At 60.9% G+C, this 17,329-nt stretch carries 18 protein-coding genes and 1 tRNA gene; 9 read left to right on the plus strand and 10 right to left on the minus strand.

The features are described 5' to 3' along the window. Positions 1-44 precede the first annotated feature (44 nt). The gene (locus tag ACU0FH_RS00925) at positions 45-800 is read left to right on the plus strand and encodes a 3-hydroxyacyl-CoA dehydrogenase (RefSeq protein ID WP_446192950.1); all 756 of its coding nucleotides are present in this window, start codon (positions 45-47) and stop codon (positions 798-800) included. A gap of 21 nt (positions 801-821) precedes the next feature. Here the strand turns inward: ACU0FH_RS00925 and ACU0FH_RS00930 are convergent, their stop codons facing one another. The 3 genes from ACU0FH_RS00930 to ACU0FH_RS00940 all read right to left on the minus strand — a co-directional run bounded on the left by ACU0FH_RS00930 (position 822) and on the right by ACU0FH_RS00940 (position 3,998). Continuing rightward, positions 822-2,636 (minus strand): ABC-F family ATP-binding cassette domain-containing protein, encoded by a 1,815-nt coding sequence (locus ACU0FH_RS00930; protein ID WP_446192951.1) that lies wholly within the window; start codon positions 2,634-2,636, stop codon positions 822-824. Positions 2,637-2,695: 59 nt separating this feature from the next. Further along, the gene (locus ACU0FH_RS00935; RefSeq protein WP_446193066.1) at positions 2,696-3,415 is read right to left on the minus strand and encodes a GNAT family N-acetyltransferase; all 720 of its coding nucleotides are present in this window, start codon (positions 3,413-3,415) and stop codon (positions 2,696-2,698) included. A 115-nt stretch (positions 3,416-3,530) separates the two neighbouring features. Further along, complete coding sequence (locus tag ACU0FH_RS00940) at positions 3,531-3,998, minus strand: outer membrane protein assembly factor BamE (RefSeq protein ID WP_446192952.1); 468 nt, start codon at positions 3,996-3,998, stop codon at positions 3,531-3,533. Positions 3,999-4,087: 89 nt separating this feature from the next. On the opposite strand from ACU0FH_RS00940, the gene ACU0FH_RS00945 reads away from it, so the two are divergent. The 8 genes from ACU0FH_RS00945 to ACU0FH_RS00980 all read left to right on the plus strand — a co-directional run bounded on the left by ACU0FH_RS00945 (position 4,088) and on the right by ACU0FH_RS00980 (position 9,842). After that, positions 4,088-4,624, plus strand: coding sequence for a YceD family protein (locus ACU0FH_RS00945; protein ID WP_446192953.1), 537 nt, complete (start codon positions 4,088-4,090; stop codon positions 4,622-4,624). Between the two features lie 211 nt (positions 4,625-4,835). Beyond that, positions 4,836-5,042 (plus strand): 50S ribosomal protein L32, encoded by a 207-nt coding sequence (gene rpmF / locus ACU0FH_RS00950; protein ID WP_088632516.1) that lies wholly within the window; start codon positions 4,836-4,838, stop codon positions 5,040-5,042. A 21-nt stretch (positions 5,043-5,063) separates the two neighbouring features. Continuing rightward, a complete protein-coding gene (gene plsX / locus ACU0FH_RS00955) occupies positions 5,064-6,185 on the plus strand; it encodes a phosphate acyltransferase PlsX (RefSeq protein ID WP_446192954.1) in 1,122 nt (373 codons plus the stop codon). Then, positions 6,182-7,153 carry a beta-ketoacyl-ACP synthase III gene (locus ACU0FH_RS00960; protein WP_446192955.1) on the plus strand — a complete coding sequence of 324 codons (972 nt, stop codon included), beginning with the start codon at positions 6,182-6,184 and terminating at the stop codon, positions 7,151-7,153. The genes plsX and ACU0FH_RS00960 overlap by 4 nt, the downstream gene beginning before the upstream one ends. A 106-nt stretch (positions 7,154-7,259) precedes the next feature. After that, entirely contained in the window at positions 7,260-7,562 is a 303-nt protein-coding gene (gene ihfA, locus ACU0FH_RS00965) for an integration host factor subunit alpha (RefSeq protein ID WP_088632519.1), read from the plus strand. Between the two features lie 15 nt (positions 7,563-7,577). Next, positions 7,578-8,573: a MerR family transcriptional regulator gene (locus ACU0FH_RS00970; RefSeq protein ID WP_446192956.1), complete on the plus strand. Its 996-nt coding sequence runs from the start codon at positions 7,578-7,580 to the stop codon at positions 8,571-8,573. A 60-nt stretch (positions 8,574-8,633) separates the two neighbouring features. Next, a tRNA-Pro gene (locus tag ACU0FH_RS00975) sits at positions 8,634-8,710 on the plus strand. 55 nt (positions 8,711-8,765) lie between these two features. Beyond that, a complete protein-coding gene (locus ACU0FH_RS00980) occupies positions 8,766-9,842 on the plus strand; it encodes a 2'-deoxycytidine 5'-triphosphate deaminase (RefSeq protein ID WP_446192957.1) in 1,077 nt (358 codons plus the stop codon). Between the two features lie 8 nt (positions 9,843-9,850). On the opposite strand, the gene ACU0FH_RS00985 is transcribed toward ACU0FH_RS00980, so the two are convergent. The 7 genes from ACU0FH_RS00985 to ACU0FH_RS01015 all read right to left on the minus strand — a co-directional run bounded on the left by ACU0FH_RS00985 (position 9,851) and on the right by ACU0FH_RS01015 (position 17,329). Further along, positions 9,851-10,141 carry a hypothetical protein gene (locus ACU0FH_RS00985; protein ID WP_446192958.1) on the minus strand — a complete coding sequence of 97 codons (291 nt, stop codon included), beginning with the start codon at positions 10,139-10,141 and terminating at the stop codon, positions 9,851-9,853. A gap of 67 nt (positions 10,142-10,208) precedes the next feature. After that, positions 10,209-10,868 carry an SMC-Scp complex subunit ScpB gene (scpB, locus tag ACU0FH_RS00990; RefSeq protein WP_446192959.1) on the minus strand — a complete coding sequence of 220 codons (660 nt, stop codon included), beginning with the start codon at positions 10,866-10,868 and terminating at the stop codon, positions 10,209-10,211. Beyond that, the gene (locus tag ACU0FH_RS00995; protein ID WP_446192960.1) at positions 10,868-11,650 is read right to left on the minus strand and encodes a segregation and condensation protein A; all 783 of its coding nucleotides are present in this window, start codon (positions 11,648-11,650) and stop codon (positions 10,868-10,870) included. Before ACU0FH_RS00995 ends, scpB begins: the two co-directional genes overlap by 1 nt. After that, entirely contained in the window at positions 11,643-12,647 is a 1,005-nt protein-coding gene (nagZ, locus tag ACU0FH_RS01000) for a beta-N-acetylhexosaminidase (RefSeq protein WP_446192961.1), read from the minus strand. Before nagZ ends, ACU0FH_RS00995 begins: the two co-directional genes overlap by 8 nt. Continuing rightward, the gene (locus ACU0FH_RS01005) at positions 12,644-13,576 is read right to left on the minus strand and encodes an SPOR domain-containing protein (RefSeq protein WP_446192962.1); all 933 of its coding nucleotides are present in this window, start codon (positions 13,574-13,576) and stop codon (positions 12,644-12,646) included. The genes nagZ and ACU0FH_RS01005 overlap by 4 nt, the downstream gene beginning before the upstream one ends. 84 nt (positions 13,577-13,660) lie before the next feature. Further along, the gene (gene argS / locus ACU0FH_RS01010) at positions 13,661-15,406 is read right to left on the minus strand and encodes an arginine--tRNA ligase (protein ID WP_446192963.1); all 1,746 of its coding nucleotides are present in this window, start codon (positions 15,404-15,406) and stop codon (positions 13,661-13,663) included. Between the two features lie 57 nt (positions 15,407-15,463). Then, positions 15,464-17,329, minus strand: a complete 1,866-nt coding sequence (locus ACU0FH_RS01015; protein ID WP_446192964.1) for a cation:proton antiporter — start codon at positions 17,327-17,329, stop codon at positions 15,464-15,466.

The raw sequence follows: 17,329 nt of genomic DNA on the forward strand, positions 1-17,329 counted from the left end.
CCCGTGATTATTCAAGGCGACGTTCTTCAAGGGGAGTATGAAGCATGAAACTGTCCACTACCGCTGCGGTCATCACCGGCGGCGCTTCCGGACTGGGCGAAGCGACCGCCCGCTATTTCGCCTCGCAGGGCGCGCAGGTCACCATTCTGGATCGTGACGCGGAACGCGGCGAAGCCGTTGCCAAGGAACTGAAAGGTTACTTTGCCAAGACAGACGTCACAGACGAAGAGTCGGTGCAGGCGGCCATCGATCTTGCGATGGAAAAGATGGGCAAGATCACCGCGACGGTAAACTGCGCCGGTATCGCCTTTGGCATCAAGACATCCGGCAAGGACGGTCCGCACCCCCTTGATAAGTTCAAGCAGACACTGGACGTGAACCTTGTCGGCACGTTCAACGTGTCGCGGCTCGCCTCGGTTGCCATGGCCAAGAACGAACCTGAAAGCGACGGTGCCCGCGGTGTCATCATCTCGACCGCTTCCGTTGCCGCCTTTGAGGGGCAAAAGGGTCAGGTCGCCTATTCCGCCTCAAAGGGCGGTGTCGTGGGCATGACCGTCCCGATGGCGCGTGATCTGGCCTCCGTCGGCATCCGCGTGATGACTATTGCACCCGGCATTTTCATGACCCCGATGCTGGCTGGCCTGCCGGAAGATGTGCAGAAGCAACTCGCCGCCGATGTGCCGAACCCGCCGCGCCTTGGCGATCCGTCGGAATATGGCCGTCTGGCCGGGTTCATTGTCGAATGCGGCTATCTTAACGGCGAAACCATCCGGATCGACGGCGCGCTGCGTATGCGCTGATCGCGTCGGGTCCAGCGCGGATCAACCTGCTTCCGCGCTGGCCTTATCCTCAAGCAGCAGCCATTCTTCCTCGGCGGCGGACAGCTTTTCCTGCCGTTCGACCAACGCCTCGGTCGCTTTCTTGAATTTCAGCGGTTCGCGACTGTAAAGCTCCGGATCCGCCATAAGTTGTTCCAGCTTGGCGATCTCTGCCTCAAGCCTTTCGATCTCCGACGGCAATGCTTCCAGCCGGTGCTTTTCGGTAAAGGACAGCCCTTTCTTCTTTTCACCGGACTGCTTTACCTTCACCTCAGAGGACTTTGATTTCTCTTCCACCTTTGGCGCTCGTTCTCCACGCTGGCGCACGTAATCGCTCCACCCTCCGGGATAGACGACAGCCTGGCCGTCGCCTTCCATCGCCACGGTGGTGGAGGCCACGCGGTCAAGGAAGTCGCGGTCGTGGCTGACCAGCAGGACGGTCCCGTCATAATCGTCGAGAACCTCCTGAAGCAGGTCAAGCGTTTCGACATCCAGATCGTTGGTCGGCTCGTCAAGCACCAGCACGTTGCTCTGCCGCGCCATCAACCGCGCCAGCAAAAGCCGCGCTTTTTCGCCGCCAGACAGGGCGCGCACCGGTGCCCGCGCCTGCGACTCGTCAAAGAGGAAATCCTTGAGATAACTGACCACGTGGCGCGGATTGCCCCGCACCATCACCTGATCCGCCTGACCGGACACGCGCATATCGCTTTCGCCGGTCAGCGATTCCCAAAGCGACATATCGGGATCAAGCTGCGCACGCGCCTGATCGAAGACCGCAATTTCCAGATTCGTGCCATGCCGGATCTCACCGCCGTCGGGTGTTTCCTGTCCCAGCAGCACCTTGAGCAGGGTCGTCTTGCCTACGCCATTCGGCCCGACAAAGGCCACGCGGTCGCCACGCTGAATGCTCAGGCTGAAATCAGTCACGATCTTCTTGTCACCGAATGACTTCGAGACATCAAAGGCCTCGATGACCTTCTTGCCGGATTTCGGTCCCGAATCGAGGTTCAGATCCGCCGTGCCCTGCCGTCGGATCTGGTTCGCCCGTTCGGCCCGCAGATCCGCAAGGGCGCGCACCCGGCCCTGGTTGCGTTTACGCCGCGCACTAATGCCTTCGACCGCCCAACGCGCCTCGGATTTGATAAGGCGGTTCAGCTTGTGGCGCTGCATGTCCTCTTCTTCCCAGACCTGATCGCGCCAGGCCTCGAAAGCCTCGAACCCTTTTTCCTGCCGACGCACGCTTCCCCTGTCAATCCAGAGCGTTGCGCGCGACAATTCACGCAGAAAGGCACGGTCGTGGCTAATCATGACGAAAGCGGCGCGGGTCGTTTCCAACTCGCGCTCAAGCCATTGCACCGCCTCGATATCAAGATGGTTGGTCGGCTCGTCCAGCAGCATGAGGTCAGGCGCCCGCGCCATCAGAGCGGCCAGCGCAGCACGCCGCCGCTCTCCGCCCGAGGCGGTCGAAACCAGCCGGTCGGGGTCGAACTTCAACCCTTCGGCGGCGCGTTCGACCTTGTAAAGCTCGCCCGGATCAAGATCGCGGGTCGCGAATTCCCCCAGAGTCTCGCAACCCGCCATATCCGGGTCTTGCTCCATGTAGCCCACGGTCCGGCCCGGCGGGACCACAATCGTGCCGCCGTCCGGTTCCACCAGCCCGGCCATGACTTTCATTAGGGTCGACTTGCCCGATCCATTACGCCCGACCAGCGCCACCCGGTCGCCCGGCTGAACGACCAGATCGAGCGCGTCGAACAACGGGTCGCCGCCAAATGTCAGGGAGATATCGGAGAGCTGTAAAAGGGGGATCTGGGCCATTTCGCTGCGCTATGACATAGGCGCAGAACTGTCAACGAGTCGCCGATATCGCCCGTGCCCTATTGCGCGACAGCGCGCAGCAACCGCTTGCGGGCCGGTGGAATTGCCGAGATTTCGACACCTGTAAAAACATGCAGCGTGTTCATCTGCCGGTCGACCACCGCATGATCGCTGACCCAGCCTCCCATCGACAGATAAGTGCGCAGCAGCGGCGGCATGCCCGACATCGCTTTCTTCAGATCCGGCTTGCGCCGCAACCGCGCGGCATAACGAAAGACCTCGGCAGCCTTGATCCTTGGCCACCAACGCTTCGGCGCCAGATGCCGCGCCTTGAGCATGGCAAAAGCGTCCAGATAGTCACCGGTTTCAGTTCCGGCAAAGGAAGAACACCCAAACAGCATATCGACCCGGTTCGCATCGACAAAAGCCGTCATCGCCCCCCAGGCTAGCCGCAGTATGTCCGGATCATACCAGTCTGGATGGATACAGAATCGTCCCATCTCGACCATCCGACCGGTAAAGTTCTGCAAAGCGGACAACTCGTAGAACTGGGCCGAGTAACTGCGGGAAACGTCCCGACCGTCTTCCAGCAGAAGCATCCGAAAACAGCAGACCAGCGTCCCACTTTGCATCTCCCGCACCAGAACATGCGCGCAGGAATCATCATAGTCGTCGCGATCAACACCGCCTGAACCAAAGGCAAGCCCTCTCAAGACCTGCGCCTCGGCGATATCTTCGCGTGTTTGCGCCACGTAAACGCGATAGTTTCCACGAGTCATTGGGGGCATGGCAGGATGCATCGGGGCCTCGCGCTGACGGTACCTGAAACGCTAGTCCCGACCCCGGCTATCCACAAGATGTATCAGTGCCGTGAAGAATGGGCATAATCACCGTTTATTCTTCGGGAACGAGCGCTCCCGGTCCGATGCGGCCAAGGTTCCCCAGCAGCTGACGCAGGAAGGTGCTGTCAGATTCGCCATTATCTGTGACCCGACGTTCCAGCGGAATCACGCGCCCGTCTTCAAGGTCGTAGCGCGAAATGTTACGGACAACGCCGCGCTGATCAAAGCTGATCGCAACGAGATTGCGGGAAACCGGCTTGGGGGCGAACCCGCCGTAATGGCGCATCCGGGTCGCTACATAGTAATAGCCGCTGCTGTCGAGCACACCGCTCGCGCCCGGCGTTCCGATTGCCTCGGTCACAGTGTCACGTGTATCAACGCCAACCTGGATGGCAGCAAGGTCATCAGCCGTGGGGACATACCCGTGATTGCGATAGATCGAAGCGCAGGCTGTACAGGTCAAGGCGACGATTCCTGCCAATACCGCTTGCCGTACATACTTTCCGTGTACTGGTATCATACGCTTGTCACCCTCTTGCCTTGACCACTTATGGCTTCTATGTCGCATAACGGCTTCGCGCCACCGGTTCAAGAAACGAAAGCGCCGATATGACCAGACCTTCTGCCCTACGGGTTGCCGACCTTTCCCAGAACACGCCGACTCCCTTCGAGCTTCGGCCCGATTCCGCACAGCTTGAGGCAATGGCACAAGAGCTTGATCTGCTTGCCCTGCGCAAGCTTTCTTTTGCCGGAGAAATCGCGGCCGAAGGCAAACGCGACTGGGTTCTGACCGGCAAGCTTGGTGCCACCGTCGTTCAGCCCTGCGTCGTGACACTGGAGCCGGTCACCACCCGGATCGATGTTGCCGTCCGTCGCACCTACCTTGCGAATATGCCCGAACCCGAAGGCGACGAGGTAGAGATGCCCGAGGACGAAACCCTCGAACCACTGGGCAGTGTCATCGATCCCGCCGTTGTCATGGCCGAAGCGCTGGCCCTCTCCCTGCCCCTCTACCCGCGGAAAGAAGATGCGGAATCCGGCGATGCAACGTATGCCGCGCCCGGTACGACGCCGCTCAGCGACGAGGACGTGAAGCCCTTTGCCGGGCTTGCCGGGTTGCGGGACGCGCTGAAAAAGGATAGCTGAGCGCCAGCTGCCGATCATGTTCCGCAGGGTCGCGTGAAAAAGAACTTGCACTATGCAGATTTCGACGTATTTTCGCGCCTTCATCGGATTTATGGTTGGACATTGCTGGGGTACCGCCCTAAACGCACGTCACGCCGCTTCACACTGCTGAAGAATTGAAACAGAGGTCGCCGGGATCGCCCGCGACGTAACATGAGATAAAGGTTGAGACATGGCCGTCCAACAGAACAAAGTATCGAAATCGCGCCGCAACAACCGCCGCGCACATGACGCACTGGTCGCGGCGAACCCCAACGAATGCCCGAACTGCGGCGAGTTGAAGCGTCCTCACCACGTCTGTGCCGCCTGCGGTCACTATGACGACAAGGAAATTGTTGCACAAGTCGACGAAATCGACCTGGACGAAGACGCGGCTTGAGCAAAGGCGGCGGGCAATTGAATGACAGCCCAGCCTGATCAAACCAATAGAGCTGACCGACGCACCACGATCTCCGTGGATGCGATGGGTGGGGATGCGGGCGCACAAGCTGTTGTCGCCGGCATCGCCGAATCTGCCAAGAAGAACCCGGAAATCCGGTTCATTCTGCACGGCCCCAAGTCAGAGCTTGAACCGCTGGTCGCGCGTCGGCGCGGCCTCTCTGAACGTGTAACCTTCCGCGATGCCGCCGATGTCGTCACGATGGAGGACAAGCCAAGCCAGGTCGTCCGGAATGGTAAAGGCACCTCCATGTGGTCCGCGATCGAATCGGTGCGCGAAGGCGAAGCTGCGGCAGCCGTTTCCTGCGGCAATACCGGCGCGCTCATGGCGCTGTCGACGATCCGCCTGCGCCGCCTGCCCGGCGTCAACCGCCCCGCCATTGCCATCATGTGGCCGTCCCGAAATCCGCAGGCGTTCAATGTCATGCTGGATGTCGGCGCCGACGTGCGTGCCGATGCCCGCGACCTCCTGCAATTCGCTCTTATGGGCGCCTCCTACGCGCGCAACGGGCTTAACCTGTCGCGCCCCCGGATCGGCCTGCTCAATGTCGGCACCGAGGAACACAAGGGTCGCACCGAGCTGAAAGAAGCGCACGGCCTGATCTCTCAGGTTGCCGATGACAACGGGTTCGATTTTGTCGGATTCGTTGAAGGCTCCGACATCCCCGGCGATGTCGCAGATGTGATTGTCACCGACGGCTTCACCGGCAATGTCGCCATCAAGACCGGCGAAGGCACCGCCAGCCTGATCGGAGACCTGCTCCGTGAGGCCTTCAAGTACTCCCCAATGTCGCGTCTTGCCTCGGTTCTGGCGATAACCTCCTTGCGGCGCTTGAAAAAACGCATCGATCCCCGGCGGGTGAACGGCGGAGTTTTCCTCGGTCTGAACGGTACTATTGTCAAATCGCACGGCAGCGCCGATGCGACCGGCGTTTCCTCTGCAATCAAACTTGCCTTTCAACTCGCCCAGTCCGGCTTCTCGGAAAAACTGGCGGCTCGGGTTGCATCTGTCGGCGAGCTTTCCCATGATGGTCAGGCTCCGTCCGAAAAGCCGACGGAAGAAAGAAAAGAAGGACGGGCATGACACGCAGAGCGGTTGTGACGGGGGTTGGCCACTACCTCCCCGAGAGAGTAGTACCCAACGCCGAATTCGAAGCCACGCTAGACACAACCGACGAATGGATTCGCTCCCGTTCCGGTATCGAGCGACGCCATTTCGCCGCCGAAGGCGAAGGCACCTCGGACCTTGCGACCAAGGCCGCGCAGGCCGCTCTGAAAGACGCAGGAATCGAGATTGATTCCGTTGATGCGATCATTCTCGCGACCTCGACTGCCGATCTCACCTTTCCGTCCGCCGCGACAATGGTTCAGGCCGCTCTTGGCATGACGCGCGGCTTTGCCTTTGACGTTCAGGCTGTCTGCGCCGGGTTCGTCTATGCGCTGGCCAATGCGAACGCGCTGATCGCCTCGGGCCAGTGCGACCGGATTCTCGTGATTGGCGCCGAAACCTTCAGCCGGATCATGGACTGGACGGACCGGTCCACCTGCGTGCTCTTCGGTGACGGCGCCGGCGCGCTGATCCTCGAAGCGAAAGAAGGTCAGGGCACCTCCGATGATCGTGGCATCCTTTCCGTGGATCTGCATTCCGACGGTCGCTACCGCGACCTCCTCTACGTCGATGGCGGAGTTTCCACCAAAACCACCGGTTACCTGCGCATGCAGGGCAACCAAGTGTTCCGACACGCGGTCGAGAAGCTGGCCGCCACTGCCGAGGCAGCTCTTGATAAAGCTTCCTTAACCAGTTCCGATGTTGACTGGATCGTGCCGCATCAGGCAAACATTCGCATCATCCAAGGCACGGCCAAGAAGATGGCCCTGCCCATGTCCCAGGTCGTGGTCACGGTTCAGGATCACGGAAACACTTCTGCCGCATCGATTCCGCTGGCCATGTCCGTCGGAAAGCAGCGCGGGCAGATCAAAGAGGGCGACCTGCTCGTGACCGAAGCCATTGGCGGCGGGCTGGCATGGGGCGCCGTTGTCCTGCGTTGGTAGCGCCAAAGCTTTGCATTAAATAGCAATTCCAAGCCCTTACAACTCATTGATGTTGACTCGCAAATTGTGCAGCCCCTATGCTGAATAAAACCACAGGGGGATCACAATGGGCGACAAGACTCTGACTCGTATGGATCTGAGCGAGGCCGTGTTCCGTGAAGTCGGCCTCTCTCGCAATGAAAGCGCACAACTCGTCGAAAGCATGCTCGAATACATGTCCGACGCTCTGGTACGTGGTGAACAAGTCAAGATCTCTTCTTTCGGTACGTTCAGCGTGCGTGAGAAATCGGCGCGGGTCGGGCGTAATCCCAAGACCGGCGAAGAAGTACCAATCCAGCCGCGGCGCGTCCTGACCTTCCGCCCGTCGCATCTAATGAAAGATCGTGTTGCCGACGGTAACAAATCCTGAACTGGGCACTGAAAGATGAGCAAGTCCCCCGATGCATTTCGCACCATTAGCGAGGTCGCGGACTGGCTTGACCTTCAGCCTCATGTCCTGCGTTTCTGGGAAAGCAAGTTCGCACAGATCAAGCCGGTGAAACGCGCGGGCGGCCGCCGTTACTATCGCCCCGCCGACATGCAGCTTCTTGGCGGGATCAAACAGCTCTTGCACGAAGACGGGATGACCATCAAAGGCGCCCAAAAGATCATTCGTGAACAAGGGGTTGCACATGTCTGCAACCTCTCTCAACCGCTCGACTCCTTCGACGGTTCGACGGCTCCCGAAACGCTCGATGCAACTGCGGCTTCAGTGGCAACCGGCGCTCGGGCGGGTACCGTCCTACCCTTCAAATCCCGCCCGGATCCAGAGCCGGCGGCGGAACAGAGCAATGCCACGATGCAAACCGGAGAGGATTTCACCTCGCCCGAACTGCCGATGGACATGCCCCAACACCGGCAGGCAGAAAAGACCGCCGCGCCCCACTCTCGGGCCGACGAACCCAGCACGGAAACAACGGGCGCAGATACCTCCGCGCCAGTCGAAATTGACGAATCCTTTTCTTCGGATGCTGCGGAATTTGACGCCCCCGAGCCTACGCAGACCCCCGACCCGGCACCATCCACCATGTTCGGTTCGGAAGACAACGCAGGACTGGAACCCGCAACCGCCGATGCCGCTACGACATCGCTCGGCGAGAACGAAATGCGCTCCCCGGCTAAGGACGAACCCGCGAATCTCCAACAAGATGCAGCCCTCCCCGGGTCGGAGCCTTCGGGTGATTCTATCGACAACCTGCGCCCGGAAATCGTCGATGTACCTGAGGTCGCGGATGAAAGCGCCCTGCCCGTTTCCGCCGGAACCCTATCTCTGCTGTCCCGCACGAATGTTATTCCGAAAGAAAACCGGAGCGAGGTCGCCGCGCTGACACAGGAATTGCGCCGCTGGCTGGATCGGGCTGCGGGTACGCGCATCTCCTGAGGATAATGTGGTGATTTGCTCTTGTCCCCCGCTTCAAAACGGGTATGTAACGCCCATCGTCGGGCTATGGCGCAGCCTGGTAGCGCGTCCGTCTGGGGGACGGAAGGTCGCAGGTTCGAGTCCTGCTAGCCCGACCAAAATCTACCGACGATATCAACGCCCCTCTCCCCCTCGTGGGCGGGAGTGTGTGCATTGACCGGCGTTTGCCCAAACCAGACTATCGAGACGATGATCGCCAAGGGTGCCATCAGGGCCGATCCGCCGGTGATCCCCGCGCAGGTTCAGCCGGCCAGCCTGGACCTGCGGCTGGGAACGGTTGCCTACCGTGTCCGGGCCTCATTTCTGGCCGGGCGTGGCAAGACTGTGACCGAGCGGCTTGCCGAGTTCGAGATGCACCGGATTGACCTCAGCGACGGCGCCGTTCTGGAAAAGGGCTGCGTCTATCTTGTTCCGCTGATGGAATCTCTGGCCCTGTCGGACGATATTCAGGCGGTCGCCAACGCCAAGAGTTCCACCGGTCGGCTCGACCTGCTCACGCGCACGATCACCGATGGCGGAACCGAGTTTGACCGGATTCCCTCCGGCTACAACGGTCCGCTCTACGCCGAAATCTGCCCGCGCTCCTTTTCGGTTCTGGTCCGTCCCGGCATGCGCCTGAACCAGATCCGGTTCCGCTCGGGTCAGGCGGTGCTCAGCGATGCCGAATTGACCGCGCTCCACGAAAAGACACCGCTTGTGGACGGGCCCGCCGTCATCAAGGAAGGTCTCGGCTTTTCCGTCGATCTCGCGCTGAAGGACACGACGCTCGTCGGCTACCGTGCCAAACCGCATACCGGCGTTATCGATCTGGACCGTATCGGTGAATATGACCCGCGCGAATACTGGGAAGAAGTGCACACCGACAAAGGCCGTATCATCCTCGACCCGGGCGCATTTTACATTCTTGTCAGCCGCGAAGCCGTTCATATCCCGCCGGAATATGCCGCCGAGATGGCGCCATATCTTGCGATGGTAGGCGAGTTCCGTGTGCATTACGCCGGATTCTTCGATCCGGGCTTTGGCCATGACGCTGCCGGAGGCTCAGGCTCGCGCGGCGTGCTCGAAGTTCGCTGTCACGAAGCCCCCTTTGTACTTGAGCACGGTCAGGTGGTCGGCCGCCTCGTCTACGAACGCATGGCCCACCTGCCAACCCAGCTATATGGGGCGGGGATCGCCTCGAACTACCAAGGCCAAGGCCTGAAGCTCAGTAAGCATTTCAAGAGCACCTGAACGGCAAATCAGCCGTTGTTGTTCTCACGCGCGGCCCGCCGTGCCTGCCGTACAGCGCGTCGCGCTTCACGGCGGCGTTGCTCTTCCTGTTCTTCCGCAGATTTGGGCGCGTTTCCGGGCTGCATCGGGCTGGGACGGATATCGCTTTCCTGCTCATCTGCCAGATAGCGATCCTGCTGCCCGCGCCCGCGCTGGCGCATCTTGCCGCTCGCCACATCCATACCGGCCTTGACTCCCGTGCCAACCAGCCGCCGAACGACGGTTTTGACGATCATGTCGAGGATCTGGTTTGCATTCATGGCGGTTTCCCTTGCTTTCGCGCGTAACCTAATCCGCAATCTTGCAGATTTTAGGGTAAAATCCCGATTAATCCTCGAAAAGTTCGGACTGGCCGGTGGTTGCCTCGTCCTCATCTTCCTCTTCGGCAACCGAGAACGCCCCCGGGGGCGGACGGTTTTCCAGCAACCCGGCCGAGCGCAATTCCTTGAGCCCCGGCAGATCACGGGCATTTTCCAGCCCGAAATGATCGAGGAAGCTGGGCGTGACCACAAAGGTCACCGGGCGGCCCGGCGTCATCTTGCGACGGCCAAATCGGATCCATTCCATTTCAAGCAACTGGTCGATGGTGCCGCGCGACACGGAAACCCCCCGAATTTCCTCGATCTCGGCCCGGGTGGCGGGCTGGTGATAGGCGATGATCGCGAGTGTCTCGATCGCGGCACGCGACAGTTTCCGCGTCTCTACCGTTTCCTTCTGCATCAGATAGCCCAGATCCGGTGCCGTACGCATGGCCCAGGCATCGTCGATCTTGACCACCCGCACGCCTCGCCCTTCATAGCGCTTGCGCAGCCGCACCAATGCCTCGGCCGCGTCGCACCCATGCGGCATCCGCGATTCCAGCTCGCGCACGGTGATCGGTTCGGTGCTCGCGAACAGAACCGCTTCGACCATGCGCTCCTGCTCAGCCATGACCGGCGCTTCGAACAGCGTATCTTCCTGCGGTTCCGTCTCTTCGCTCACGGCCATTAGGTCCTCTTGCGCAATTCTATCGGGGCAAAGACCTCGCTCTGGCGGATCTCAAGATGCCCTTCCTTTACCAATTCAAGCGAGGCCGCGAAAGTTGCCGCCGTGGCCGAACGCCGGCGCACCGGGTCCATCTCCCATCCCTCAGGCAGATAGCTGGAAATCTCGGTCCAGTCGGCGGCATAGCCGATCAGACCCCGCATCCGGTCAAGCGCCTGCTCCATGGTAAAGACATTGTCCCGGTCCATGACAAAGGGTCGGAATTCGTCGCGAGTTCGAATGCGGGCGTAGCCCTGCATCAGGTCCAGCAGGGTCGCCGTGTATTTCACGCTGCGCACACGGGCGACTACTTCGGTCTGCCCACGCGCAAAGAAATCGCGCCCCAACCTGTCCCGCGCCATCAGACGGGCAGCGGCATCGCGCATCGCCTGCAAACGTTCGAGCTGGAAAGCAAGGTGTGCGGCAAGTTCCTCGCCCGAGGGGCCTTCATCCGCCGGATCGGGTGGCAAGAGCAGCCGCGACTTCAGGAACGCCAGCCAGGCCGCCATGACAAGATAATCCGCGGCCAGCTCCAGACGCAGTTGCTTGGCCCGGTCCACGAAGGCAAGGTATTGCCGCGCGAGATCAAGCACCGAGATCTTGCGCAGATCAACCTTCTGCGTCCGCGACAGCATCAAGAGCGCGTCGAGCGGCCCTTCAAAGCCGTCTACATCGACGATCAGCGCCTCGGCGGCCAGGCGGTCGCTGACTGAAAGCTTTTCTTCGGTGAACTCGTCCTCAGCCATAAACCTTTCCGCCCATCAGGCGGTCAAGCTCGGCCTCCAGCGCCTCGATGTCAATGCTGTCCGGCTCATGGCGCGCGGCAAGCGCCGCCTCGGCGCGTCTTTGCGCCACGTCGCCCATGACACCGGCAGCCTCGGCCACCTGCTTGCGCTCGTCCAGCGTGCCGTTGCAATGCAGGATCACATCGCAGCCTGCCTCGATGGCCGCCTTCGACAACTCTCCCAGATCGCCCTTAAGGGCTTTCATAGAAATATCGTCAGTCATGATCAGCCCCTCAAAGCCCATCTGCTCGCGGATCACCCCCATCATCTTGGGCGATACCGTCGCGGGCAGGCTATCGATCTCGTCATAGACCAGATGCGCCGTCATCCCCATCGGGAGATCGTTCAGCGCCCGGAACGGGGTGAAATCGGTAATGTCGAGCAGCGCCGGATCGGCACTGACATGCGGCAGGTCATAATGGCTGTCGAGCGTTGCGCGCCCGTGCCCCGGAATATGCTTAAGCACCGGCAGAACGCCCCCGTCCAACATGCCCTGCGCAACCGCTCTGCCCAGTTGGCTTACGGTTTCGGGGTCGTAGCCATAGCACCGGTTTTTCAGGAAATCATGGGTTTCGCTGACCGCGACATCGACCATCGGCGCGCAATTGCTATCAATCCCCAGCGCCCGCAGTTCATCTGCGATAAGCCGATAGCGCAGGTACATCGCCCGCTCGGCATGGTCTCCGGCCTGCTCCACATGGGTCAGCGGCGGCATCCATTCGCGCCAGATCGGAGCGCGCAGACGTTGCACCCTTCCGCCTTCCTGATCGATGGTGATCGGCGCCTCACGTCCGACGGTTTCGCGGAAATCATCGCACAGCGCGCGGATCTGGTCCGGCGTCTCGATATTCCTCGCAAACAAGATAAAACCAAAGGGGTTTACATCGCGAAAGAACGCCTTTTCCTCAGGAGACAGCCGTGTACCCTCGGCATCAAGGATCGTCGCGCCGAAATTCATCGCGTGGTCACCGGAATGCAGTCCGCGTTTTCCGCCACAAGTACCGAACAGAAACGACGCGCATCGTTCAGATCGTCGAAACCCATCGCGCGAAGCCGGTAAAATGTGCGACCGCCGCTCTCGGCCTTCTGGATCACGCGGTCCTTGTCCTCGAGGTAATCCTCGAACTTGACGTTCAACCGCGCCCACTCCTCGCGCGCGACTTCCGGGCTTTCGAACGCCCCGAGCTGGGCAAGCCGCGTCCCCGCCGGAAGCGTATCGGCCGCGACTTCTGTCGTTTCAGAGGCGACTGCAGGCGCAGGGGCCGTCCGGCGTTCTGTCCGCGCAGGTCGCACCATCGGGCGCAGCGACTGAGGCAAACCCGGTCCTGTCAGGACCGCCGGTTCAGCCTCAATCAGGTCATCCGCATCCACAGCGGAAAGCGGTTCAGGCTGCACGATCTCGGCGCTTTCCGTCTCGTCGGTCAGAACACCATCAATCGGGGTCGCATCCTTTACCAGTTTCGCGACCAGATCATCCACGCTATCGCTCGTCTCCGCCGATTTGCTCTGGGCCGAGGCCTTGATCAACTCGCCCATCGGCTTGTCTTCATCGCTTAGGGAAACCGGTTTAGGTGCCAGCATCAGCCGTTCAGCCGGTTTTGCCGCCGTGCCTTGCGCGGCAACCGCGTTGACCGCCAGCCCCTGATGGTCAGCCTGCCGCCCGCCCGGATCTTCGGGCTGGATCCGCATCGGTCCTTCCAAGGCCCGCACCACCGGCACACCGCTGACGTCCCGCATCAAGAGCTTGTAGCCCCAGACACCGACACCCGCGACCAGTGCAATGGACGCCAGCCCGCCAGCAATATTCACCAGCCGGCCGATTCCGCCACCTTGTGCATGTTCAGAACCCTGCGCGTCATACGCGCCGGAATACTCGATATCCGCCATGTCGCCTCGCTGCCCGGATTGCGTGCCAAGCGCACGCTCCGGTTTTCTTGCTTCTGCCTCAGCCCGGCGCTCTGGGCGATTTTGTTACCGCATCTCCTGCGCCGGTGTGACGCCAAGAATACCAAGACCTGCGGAAATAACAACGGAAACAGCCCGTGCCAGAGCCATTTTTGACTGACTTGCCGCGCTATCGCCCTCTTGGATAAAGCGCAGCTCGGTCGCGTCATTGCCCCGGTTCCACAGGGCGTGGAAATCGGCGGCCAGCTCGTTGAGGTAAAAGGCAACACGATGCGGTTCATTGGTACGCGCCGCGATTTCTACCAGCCGGGGCCACTCCGCCAGCTTCTTGGCAACCTTGATCTCGGCCTCGTGGGTCAATCCCGCAAGATCAGCGGCCCTGAGTGCCGCGTCATCGGCGGCAATCCCGGCATCTGCCGCTTTGCGCAGCACGCTCATCACCCGAGCATTGGCATATTGCACGTAGAACACCGGGTTCTCGCGGCTCTGTTCCAGCACCTTGTCGAAATCGAAATCCAGCGGCGCGTCGTTCTTGCGGGTCAGCATCACAAAGCGGGTCACATCCGGGCCGACCTGATCGACCACGTCGCGCAGGGTGACGAAATTCCCGGCCCGCTTGGACATCTTGAACGGCTCGCCGTTCTTGAAGAGCCGCACCAGCTGCGTCAGCTTGATATCCAGCGGCACCGATCCGCCCGAAAGTGCGGACACCGCCGCTTTCATCCGTTTGACATAGCCGCCGTGATCCGCACCAAACACATCAATCAGTGCGTCGAAGCCCCGGGAAACCTTGTCATAATGATACGCGATGTCCGGCGCGAAATAGGTCCAGCCACCGTCGGATTTCTTGACCGGCCGATCCACGTCATCACCGTGTTCGGTCGATTTGAACAGCGTCTGCTCGCGCGGTTCCCAGTCTTCCGGCGTCTTGCCCTTCGGCGGCTCAAGCACGCCCTCATAGATCAGCCCCTTGGCTTCAAGATCGGCCAGCGCCGCCTCGATCCGCCCGGTGCCGTACAGTGATTTCTCCGAAAAGAACACGTCCATCTCGACGCCAAGCGCGGCCAGATCCTCGCGGATCAGCGCCATCATTGCGTCGGTGGCATAGTCCCGCAGTTCTTCAAGCCAGACATCCTCGGGCTGGTCGACCCAGGCGTCGCCCTTTTCTTTAGCCAGCGCCTCACCGACCGGGATCAGGTAGTCGCCGGGATAGGTCCCGTCTTCAAAAGCAACTTCCTGCCCCAGCGCCTCAAGGTATCTGAGGTAAACCGACCTCGCCAGCACATCGACCTGCGCACCACCGTCATTGATATAGTATTCGCGCGTCACATCATGGCCCGCATAAACCAGCAGGCTGGCCAGCGCGTCGCCGAATACGGCGCCCCGCGTGTGCCCCACGTGCAGCGGACCCGTGGGGTTCGCGCTCACGTATTCCACGTTGACCTTCTTGCCCTGCCCCATGTCTGAGCGGCCATAGGCGGTGCCTTCGCCCAACACGGTCGCAACGACTTCCTGCCATACAACCGGCGACAGGCGCAGGTTCAAAAAGCCCGGACCCGCGACCTCGGCACCGTCAATCCGCCCGTCCGCCTCAAGATGACGCGCCAGCGCCTCGGCAATATCGCGGGGCTTCAGCCCGGCTGGCTTGGCCAGCACCATTGCCGCATTGGTCGCCATATCGCCATGCGCCGCGTCTCGCGGCGGCTCCACCGTGACATTGTCATAAGACAGCCCCTCGGGCAGCGCACCTTCGCGCACGAGAGTTTCAAGACTGTCCAGAACAAGCGTACGGATATTGGCAAAGAGGTTCATGTCGGCTTCCTGTAAAGATGCGCGGGGTTTAGCACGCGCACCCTCAAGGTCAACGCCTCACGCGCCTTGCTCTTCCCGGCCTGCGGCAAGAGGCGACAGTTTCTCGTGCGTTTTTTTGTCTTCGGGCAGTTTTTGTGACATGTGCACGATCTGCGCCCCCTTGCCCCCGGCCACATCGGTATCCGGTCCCGGAAAGCGCAACGTGCCATCCGGGTAAACGATCATCATGATGATCGCATCCGGCCGCTGGCCGCGCCAGTCAAGGTAGGTGAACTCTTCGGAAAGCTTCGTCACACGGAATTCCCATCCCGCACGGAAATTGGTTTCCAGTTCCTCATAGGTCTTGCCTTGCGCGAATACCCGCCCCCCCAATGACGCCGGCAGAGAATTTCGCGTTGCCTCAGCGTTCTCGCGCTGAAGCTGAAAGACATTGTCTCGCCCGTATTCCGGCCCCAGATCGGTGGCGACCAGCGTGTTGTAGGCGTCGTTGTCGGATACGGCCACCAATCGCGCGTAATGCGCGTTCTCTATCTTTTGTTCCGCGGTTTCGGACAGGACATCGCCAAAGAATGTCTCGATCCCAAGGCTTCGGGCTTTACGCAGATGCGAGCGGTTTCGGTCGCTGATCAGCACCGGCACCTCGGTCCGCTTCACCGCCTCGGCAAACGCCGTGCTCCAGGGCGAGCCGCCAACCAAAAGGATGCCGGGTTGCTCGGCCCCCCTCAGCCCCAACAGCCGTGCCAGCGGCGCCAGCGAGAATCCATGTACGACAACCGTGGCGGCCACCAGAGCAAAAGCAAGCGGTGCAATCAGCGCCCCATCCTCGATACCTATCTGTACCAGCCGGTCGCCGAAGAGCCCCGCCACCGCGACGAGCACAACGCCGCGCGGACCGGTCAGTGCCACAAGCGTGCGTTCGCGCCAGCTCACATCGCTTTTCACCAGCGACAGGTAAACCGTCAGCGGGCGCACGATCAGAATCACAACCGCCACGAATATTGCGGCCCGCCAAGTGAGCTGCTCGAGGCTCGAGAAATCGAGCGAGGCGGCTAGAATGATGAACACTCCCGAAACCAGCAAGATCGTCGCGTGCTCCTTGAACCGCCGCATCTCGTCATATGATGGCAGGTTCGCATTGGCGAGGATCACCCCCATCGCCGTCACCGCGAGCAATCCGCTTTCATGCAGCAGCGCATTACACAGCGCAAAGACCCCCAGAAGGAAAACGACGATGAAAGGCACCTTCATGTATTCCGGCACCTTGCCGCGCCGGAATGCCCAGGACAGGAACAGGCCCGCCGCACACCCCGCAAGGATGGACACCAGAACGCCACCGCCGACGTGGAAAATCGCCTCGCTTGTGGTATCGACGTCTAGGTTAAGAAGCGCGACCACTTCAAACGCCAGAACCGCCGCCATTGCGCCAATTGGGTCGTTCAGGATCGCTTCCCATTGCAAAAGCGCGCTTGGGCGGCGCGAGAGCCGCGCCTGCCGCAGCAGCGGCGCGATCACCGTCGGTCCCGTAACTACCATGATACCGCCGAACACCGCCGAACTTTCCCAGCTCAGCCCTGCCGCGTAATGCAGGGCCAGCGTCGAAAGCAGCCACCCCAAAGGCGCGCCGATGACCACAAGACGCATAACACCCTGCTGCACCTCGCGCAGCGTATGAAGCGATAGCGTCAGCCCGCCTTCGAACAGAATAATAGCAACAGCGATGGAGATGATTGGCTGCGTTAGATCGCCAAAAACTTCATTTGGTCGGAAAATCCCGAATACGGGGCCGATCAGCACTCCGGCCATCAACATCAAAACGATTGCGGGCAGCTTGAGACGCCAAGCCAGCCATTGTGCGCCGACCCCCATTGAGCCGGCAAGCGCGATGGCCATCACCGGTGTTATCGCCCCATCAGCAACGGCCAT

It is taken from the genome of Heliomarina sp. (assembly GCF_052826185.1).